This window comes from Maribacter polysaccharolyticus (assembly GCF_028882255.1).
Taxonomy (GTDB): domain Bacteria; phylum Bacteroidota; class Bacteroidia; order Flavobacteriales; family Flavobacteriaceae; genus Maribacter_A; species Maribacter_A polysaccharolyticus.
Map to the genome: position 1 here is coordinate 2,501 of NZ_JARBUY010000015.1, position 2,948 is coordinate 5,448.

Here is a 2,948-nt window from a genome sequence, read left to right on the forward strand (position 1 = left end):
ACCTTGCCAGTAAAAGTAACTCGTAGGCTCATTATGCAAAAGGCACGCCGTCACCCCGAAGGGCTCCGACCGCTTGTAAGCGTATGGTTTCAGGATCTATTTCACTCCGTTATTCACGGTTCTTTTCACCTTTCCCTCACGGTACTGGTTCACTATCGGTCTCTCAGGAGTATTTAGTCTTGGCGGATGGTCCCGCCGGATTCATACAGGGTTTCACGTGCCCCGCACTACTCAGGATACCACTATCGACAATGCTCTTTACCTATACGGGACTGTCACCCTCTATGGTCACCCTTTCCAAGGTGTTCTAATTCATCACACGTCGAACAGCGTGGTCCTACAACCCCAACATTGCCGAAACAACATTGGTTTGGACTAATCCGATTTCGCTCGCCGCTACTATCGGAATCACTTTTGTTTTCTCCTCCTCCGGCTACTTAGATGTTTCAGTTCACCGGGTTTGCTTCCCTTGCGGGATGACATGTCTTCAACATGCCGGGTTGCCCCATTCGGATATCCGCGGATCATATCGTGTGTGCCGATCCCCGCGGCTTTTCGCAGCTTATCACGTCCTTCTTCGCCTCTGAGAGCCTAGGCATTCCCCATACGCCCTTATCTAGCTTGTCGCTATACCTTTTGTTCTTATTGTATTCTATTCGTACTACTTTACTTAAAAAATTCGTGTTTTCTCTTCAAAGTACATATACCTAAATATATATACCCTGTCCCAATATGTCAATGAACTTGTCGGCATTAGCCGTTGTGGAGAATATCGGAGTCGAACCGATGACCTCCTGCGTGCAAGGCAGGCGCTCTAGCCAGCTGAGCTAATCCCCCGTCTTTCAGTCGCCGGCTATCAGTTAACAGTTATCAGTTAATCGATGACCTAACGCCAACTTGGGATACCCAACTCCTAAAATTTCCAATACTTCAATTATATGAACGTTCCTACCCTTTTACCGGTAGACTGTAGTCCCAGGCAGACTCGAACTGCCGACCTCTACATTATCAGTGTAGCGCTCTAACCAGCTGAGCTATGGGACTGTCCCTAACACTCTTCGTTCTTGCAAACGACAAATGTTATTCACTTATATCGTTATCATAAAGACAGTTGATCAAAATTAAATCGAAAGGACGGGACCGGTCTGTTGGTCTTTGGTCGTCGACTCTCTAGAAAGGAGGTGTTCCAGCCGCACCTTCCGGTACGGCTACCTTGTTACGACTTAGCCCTAGTTACCGATCTTGCCCTAGGCCGCTCCTTGCGGTGACGGACTTCAGGCACTCCCGGCTTCCATGGCTTGACGGGCGGTGTGTACAAGGCCCGGGAACGTATTCACCGGATCATGGCTGATATCCGATTACTAGCGATTCCAGCTTCACGGGGTCGAGTTGCAGACCCCGATCCGAACTGTGACCGGTTTTGTAGATTCGCTCTGCCTTGCGACATGGCTGCTCTCTGTACCGGCCATTGTAGCACGTGTGTGGCCCAGGACGTAAGGGCCGTGATGATTTGACGTCATCCCCACCTTCCTCACGGTTTGCACCGGCAGTCCCGTTAGAGTCCCCGACATGACTCGCTGGCAACTAACGGTAGGGGTTGCGCTCGTTATAGGACTTAACCTGACACCTCACGGCACGAGCTGACGACAACCATGCAGCACCTTGCAAATTGCCCGAAGGAAAATCTATCTCTAGACCTGTCAATCTGCATTTAAGCCCTGGTAAGGTTCCTCGCGTATCATCGAATTAAACCACATGCTCCACCGCTTGTGCGGGCCCCCGTCAATTCCTTTGAGTTTCATTCTTGCGAACGTACTCCCCAGGTGGGATACTTATCACTTTCGCTTGGCCGCCCAGGTCTCAAGGACCCGGACAGCTAGTATCCATCGTTTACGGCGTGGACTACCAGGGTATCTAATCCTGTTCGCTCCCCACGCTTTCGTCCATCAGCGTCAGTATATGGTTAGTGACCTGCCTTCGCAATCGGTGTTCTATGTAATATCTATGCATTTCACCGCTACACTACATATTCCAGCCACTTCACCATAACTCAAGACCACCAGTATCAAAGGCAATTCTACAGTTGAGCTGCAGACTTTCACCCCTGACTTAATGGCCCGCCTACGGACCCTTTAAACCCAATAATTCCGGATAACGCTCGGACCCTCCGTATTACCGCGGCTGCTGGCACGGAGTTAGCCGGTCCTTATTCTTACGGTACCGTCAGTAGGCTACACGTAGCCCTTTTTCTTCCCGTATAAAAGCAGTTTACAACCCATAGGGCCGTCTTCCTGCACGCGGCATGGCTGGATCAGGCTCCCGCCCATTGTCCAATATTCCTCACTGCTGCCTCCCGTAGGAGTCTGGTCCGTGTCTCAGTACCAGTGTGGGGGATCCCCCTCTCAGGGCCCCTACCCATCGTCGCCATGGTAAGCCGTTACCTTACCATCTAGCTAATGGGACGCATGGCCATCTCTTGCCGGCCGAAGCCTTTAATCACAACACCAGGCGGTGTCGCGATACTACGGGGCATTAATCCAAGTTTCCCTGGGCTATTCCCCTGCAAGAGGCAGGTTCCATACGCGGTGCGCACCCGTGCGCCGGTCGTCAGCGGAGTGCAAGCACTCCCTGTTACCCCTCGACTTGCATGTGTTAGGCCTGCCGCTAGCGTTCATCCTGAGCCAGGATCAAACTCTTCATCGTTGTCTTATAAATATATTCCGCCAACGACCAAGAACCCTCCCGGCCCCGTCTCTCGATTCAAATTCTTTATTATATATGGTTCGGCCAAAAATAACCTCCCCAAATACGCTGTCTTTACAATATTTCAATGAACTCCCGTTCGGACCCCTATAAGGCCCTCGCCCCTCGATCCCTCTTGTCAAACGGTCCCTATGTCCCGTCCCTGTCTCTCAAAGCGGGTGCAAATATACAACCCTTTTCGAAAC

The 2,948-nt window shown here is 51.2% G+C and carries 2 tRNA genes and 2 rRNA genes (1 of these 4 cut by a window edge); all 4 read right to left on the reverse strand.

From position 1 onward, the window contains the following. Nucleotides 1-628 (reverse strand): 23S ribosomal RNA (locus tag PHU20_RS19985) (it extends 2,204 nt beyond the left edge of the window). A gap of 135 nt (nt 629-763) precedes the next feature. After that, nucleotides 764-837: transfer RNA gene (locus PHU20_RS19990), tRNA-Ala, on the reverse strand. Between the two features lie 133 nt (nt 838-970). After that, nucleotides 971-1,044: transfer RNA gene (locus PHU20_RS19995), tRNA-Ile, on the reverse strand. Between the two features lie 130 nt (nt 1,045-1,174). Beyond that, a 16S ribosomal RNA gene (locus tag PHU20_RS20000) occupies nt 1,175-2,703 on the reverse strand. Together the 16S and 23S rRNA genes with 2 tRNA genes alongside form the textbook arrangement of a ribosomal RNA operon. Nucleotides 2,704-2,948: the final 245 nt, after the last annotated feature.